Raw genomic sequence first — 4,570 nt, forward strand, 5'->3', positions numbered from 1 at the left:
CCCGACTGGGACGGCGACGGCCGCAAGGGCGACAACCTGTACTCCGACTCCGTGCTGGCGCTCGACCCGAAGACGGGCAACACGAAGTGGTACTTCCAGTTCACCCCGCACGACGTGTGGGACTACGACGGAAACACCCAGATCTTCCTGGTCGACACCAAGTTCGACGGGAAGCCGCGCAAGCTCCTGGTCCAGGCCAACCGCAACGGCTTCTACTACGTGCTCGACCGCAGCGACGGGAAGTTCCTGCGCGCCACGCCCTATCTCGAGCAGGTGAACTGGGCCACGATCGACGACAAGGGCCGGCCGGTCGTGAACCCCGACGCGATGCCGAAGGAGGACTCGAAGTTCCGCACCTGCCCGAGCAACCTGGGCGGCATGAACGGCTCGTTCACGGGCGCGCTGAATCCCGACCTCGGGCTCGTCTTCATCCCGTCGTCGGAAGCGTGTCAGGTGTTCACGAAGGGCATCAGCGCCTTCAAGGAAGGCCTGCCGTATCTCGGCGGGCTGCCCGACACGGTCGACGCGACCGCGGGCAAGGCCTACGGGAACCTGGCCGCGATCGACGTGAGCACCGGCAAGGTGAAATGGCGCTTCCGCGACAACCGCCCGATGATGGGCGGCACGCTCTCGACCGCCGGCGGCCTGGTGATCAGCGGCACGCTGGAGGGCGAGGTGATCGCGCTCGACGCCAAGAGCGGCAAGGTCGTATGGCGCTTCCGCTCGGGCGGCGGCATGCGCGGTCAGCCGATCGCGTACCAGCTCGACGGCCGCACCTACGTGGCGGTGCCGACGGGCAGCTTCAGCACCATGGACTCGTTCGCGGCAGGAGTCACGAAGGTGCCGGAGGGCGGCACCCTGTTCGTGTTCGCGCTTCCCAAGTGAGTCGCGCGAGCCTGTTGCTCGCGCTGGTGCTGCTCGCCTGCAAGCGGCCCGAGCCCGAGTCACCGGCCCAGGTCTACCTGCGTGACCCCGCGGCGGTGGCACGCGGGCGTCTCATCTTCGTGGGGAACTGCGGCGCGTACTGTCACTCGACCCAGAACGTGGAGCGCGACGCGCCGTCGCTCTTCGACTGCGAGTGGAAGCACGGCAGCCGCGACGCCGACATCTTCCACGTCATCTCCGAAGGCGTGCCCGGCACGCGCATGCCCGCCTGGAAGGGCACGCTGCCCGAAGGCGACGCCGACATCTGGCGGGTCGTCGCCTACCTGCGCTCGGCCTCGGTCTGCAAGGAAAACGCCCCACCGGCCCCGCACTGACCCGTATCCTTCCGGCCAGCCCGCGCGACAACGTCACAGGGAGGCGCGATGGCCGACGAGTCGATCGACGACGAGCTCCTGGACGCAGCCTGTGAGTCCTGGAACCGCTACCTGACCGCGCTGGACGGCTTCCGGCCCGCGCTCTTCCGCTACTGCCGCTCGCTCACCGGCAACGTCTGGGACGCGGAGGACCTGGTGCAGGAGACGCTCGAGAAGGGCTTCGCGCGCCTGGGCTCCGTCACGTACGGCGTCGACAACCCGCGCGGCTACGTGCTGCGCATCGCGTCGAACCTGTGGCTGAGTCAGCTGCGCCGGCGCCGCGTCGCAGAGTCGGCGCGCGGGCTTCTGGAAGAGCTCGGCCCCGATGCGCCGGGCCCCTCGCCCGAAGACGCCGCCGGCGTGCGCGACGCGGGCGCCGCGCTCTTGCAGCTCGCCCCGCAGGAGCGCGCCGCGATCCTCTTGAAGGAGACCTTCGACATGACGCTCGAGGAGATCGCGCAGGTGCTGGCGACGAGCGTCGGCGCGGTCAAAGCCGCGCTGCACCGCGGCCGCGCGCGGCTGCGCGAGACGCACGCGAGCTCGGCCCCGCGCCGCACGCCGGCGCGCGCGGTGCTCGACCGCTTCGTGGAGCGCTACAACGCGCGCGACCGCGAGGGGCTGCTCGACCTGTTGCTCGACACCGCCTCGATCGAGATGCCCGGCGTCGACTTCGAAGCCGGCCGCGACACCTTCGCGCGCAAGCACGGCTGGCTCACGCACAACCTGGTCAGCCCGTTCGACGGCAAGCCCACGGACGCGATCTGGGAGACCGTCGACTACGAGGGCGAGCCGATCGTGCTGGTCTTGTATCCGCGCGGCGGCGAGCTCCGGGTCGGGTCACTCATGCGCTTCGAGACCGACGCCGACCGGATCTCGCACGTCCGCGTGTACGCGACGTGTCCCGATGCGGTGCGCGAGGTGGCCGATCGCCTCGGCCGACCGAGCGCGCTCCTGGGCTTCTATCACTTCCCGGCCTCGATGCACGCGGCGATCAATGCGCGGGCTCGCGCGGGAGAATGAGGTCCTTGACGGGCAGGCGCTCCGTCGTCCATACAGACCCGACATGCGCCGCCTTGCCGCTGCCGCTCTCGCCGCTGCCCTGCTGCTCGCCCCCGCCGCCGGGATTCGCGCCGACGAGAGCGTGAAGCTCCCGACCGGCAAGGAAGTCCAGGACGCGCTGCCCGAGGGCGGATCGCTCACCGGCAAGCAGATCTTCGACAAGTTCCTCGACAACCGGCTGCGCACCTGCGTGCAGTGGCAGACCGTCATCTCGCGCGACCCGGGGGGCAACGAGCAGCGCACGCGCTTCTGGGTGCGTTGGAAGGACTACCGCGACAAGAACAAGAACGCGGTGAACGGGGTGATCGCCAAGACCCTGGTGAAGTTCCAGGAGCCCGAGGACATGCGGCAGACGGGCTACCTGATGATCGTGAACGCGGACCGCTCGAACGACCAGTTCATCTGGAGCCCGGCGACCGGCCGAGTGCGGCGCGTTTCGCTGCGCGGCGTGGGCATCATGGGCACCGACTACACCTTCGACGACATCGGCTGGAAGAACATCGAGGACGCCGAGTACATGCGGCAGCCCGACGACACGGTGGACGGCATTCCGACCTACGTGCTCGAGGTGCACATGAAGCCGTTCGTCGACTCACAATTCAAGACCGTGCGCACGTGGATCGACAAGCAGCACTACATCGCATTGCGCTCGATCTACCGCGACGACCAGGGGCTCGAGATGCGCGAGTTTCTCGCGGACTCGACCTCGGTGCAGGACTTCGACGGCGCCTGGGTGCCCACGCGCTCGACCATGCTGAATCTGCGCGAGAAGACCTCGACCACGATCCTGATCGAGGCGCTGGACCCCAACGTGCACCTGAGCGACCAGCACTTCTCGACCCTGCAGCTCACGCTACGCCGCTGACTCGCGCAGCGGCGTGACCCGAGTCACGCCTCCGCGCGGTCATGGGTCTTTGGTCTTACCGGGTCGAGCCGATCTGGACGATCTGCGCCCGGCACTCGCCGCCCGGGAACGGGGTGGTGTGGATGTTCGCGTAGGCGTCGCCTTGCGCGAGGGCTTGCAGCAGCGCCGCGAACTCACCCGCGTCGACGCCCTGGCCCGCAGGGCCGATCACGTCGGCCGCGGTGATGGTGCCGGTGATCGTGCCGGCGCCGCTCGGGCAGGCCTGCGGCACGGGGCCGGTCGTGGTGTTGTTGCACAGGAAAGCGGCCACGCCGCCATTGACGAAGAACTGGCCCACGTGGATGTGGGCGAACAGGCTGTCACCGGTCAGGTTCATGAACTGGAACCGGTACTTGATCGAGTCGGACTTGATCGTCGCCTGGAACTTGCACTGGGCGCCCGAGATGACCGCAGGCACCTCGTTCTCGGCCTTGCCGGCCGCGATTCCGATGGCGTCGGCGAAGGCCGCACCGGGCAACCAGAGCCCGGCGACGAGGGCGAGCGAAAGAGCGAGCTTGTTCCGCATGATGCTTCCTCCAAAAGGCGTTGAGCCCGCTGGAATACGTCGGGGCATCGGCTTCGGATTCGAAACCGGAGGTGAGTGACGTGAATGTGAAAGTCTCCCGGCCGCCCGGACTCACACGGCTGCCGCCGGGCTATCTCCCTTTGTTCGAGCGCGCCGCAAACGTGTTCGCGGCCGATCCGCGGGTGCGCGCGCTGTGGGTCGGCGGCTCGGTGGCGCGCGAGGATGCCGACGCCTGGTCCGATCTCGATCTCTTGGTCGCGGTCAGCGACGGCGAGTTCGACGCCTTCGCGGCCGCCTGGCGCGAGTGGCTCGCGCTGATCACGCCCACGGTATTGGCGCGCCAGGTCCCGTTCGTGCCCTGGATCATCTACTCGCTGACTCCCACCTGCGAGCGGCTCGACGTGGTGTTCGAGCGCGCGTCGGCCGTGCGCGGGAGTCGCTTCGTGCGCGCGCTCGTGTTCGACCGCGACGGTCTCGATGCGAGTCGGCCCGCGCCGGCTCCGCCCGCCGGCCCGGACCGCGCGAAGGTAGAGACCGCGATCGAGGAGCCGCTGCGCTACCTGGCGCTCCTGCCGGCGGTGCTGGGCCGGGGGGAGCTCCTGCTCTCGCAGGAAGCCTGGGGGCACATGCGGCGCCGGCTCTCGGAGCTCTTCCTCGAAGAGAACGCACCGTTGCCGGTGACCGGCGTCAAGCACTGGCGCGACAAGCTCAGCCCCGAGCAGTACGCGGTGCTCGAGTCACTGCCCTGGCCGGCCGCCACGCGCGAGGCGCTGATCGCCGCGA

6 protein-coding genes are annotated in these 4,570 nt (G+C 69.0%); 5 read left to right on the forward strand and 1 reads right to left on the reverse strand.

The features are described from left to right. From VMR86_14290 to VMR86_14305, 4 genes are all read left to right on the forward strand, one after another. The coding region (locus VMR86_14290) for a PQQ-binding-like beta-propeller repeat protein (GenBank protein ID HTO08216.1) at positions 1-885 on the forward strand (885 nt) is incomplete at its 5' end. Next, complete coding sequence (locus tag VMR86_14295) at positions 882-1,259, forward strand: cytochrome c (GenBank protein ID HTO08217.1); 378 nt, start codon at positions 882-884, stop codon at positions 1,257-1,259. The genes VMR86_14290 and VMR86_14295, both read left to right, overlap by 4 nt. Before the next feature lie 48 nt (positions 1,260-1,307). After that, on the forward strand, positions 1,308-2,318 hold the full coding sequence (locus VMR86_14300; protein ID HTO08218.1) for an RNA polymerase sigma factor: 1,011 nt from the start codon (positions 1,308-1,310) through the stop codon (positions 2,316-2,318). A gap of 43 nt (positions 2,319-2,361) precedes the next feature. Further along, on the forward strand, positions 2,362-3,222 hold the full coding sequence (locus tag VMR86_14305) for an outer membrane lipoprotein-sorting protein (GenBank protein ID HTO08219.1): 861 nt from the start codon (positions 2,362-2,364) through the stop codon (positions 3,220-3,222). Positions 3,223-3,277: 55 nt separating this feature from the next. Here the strand turns inward: VMR86_14305 and VMR86_14310 are convergent, their stop codons facing one another. Beyond that, complete coding sequence (locus VMR86_14310; protein HTO08220.1) at positions 3,278-3,787, reverse strand: CHRD domain-containing protein; 510 nt, start codon at positions 3,785-3,787, stop codon at positions 3,278-3,280. A 71-nt stretch (positions 3,788-3,858) separates the two neighbouring features. Here VMR86_14310 and VMR86_14315 point away from each other — a divergent pair. After that, positions 3,859-4,570: nucleotidyltransferase domain-containing protein (locus VMR86_14315; protein ID HTO08221.1), on the forward strand; the 712-nt coding region annotated here is incomplete at its 3' end.

The sequence above is a fragment of the Myxococcota bacterium genome (genome assembly GCA_035498015.1).
Lineage (GTDB): Bacteria > Myxococcota_A > UBA9160 > SZUA-336 > SZUA-336 > VGRW01.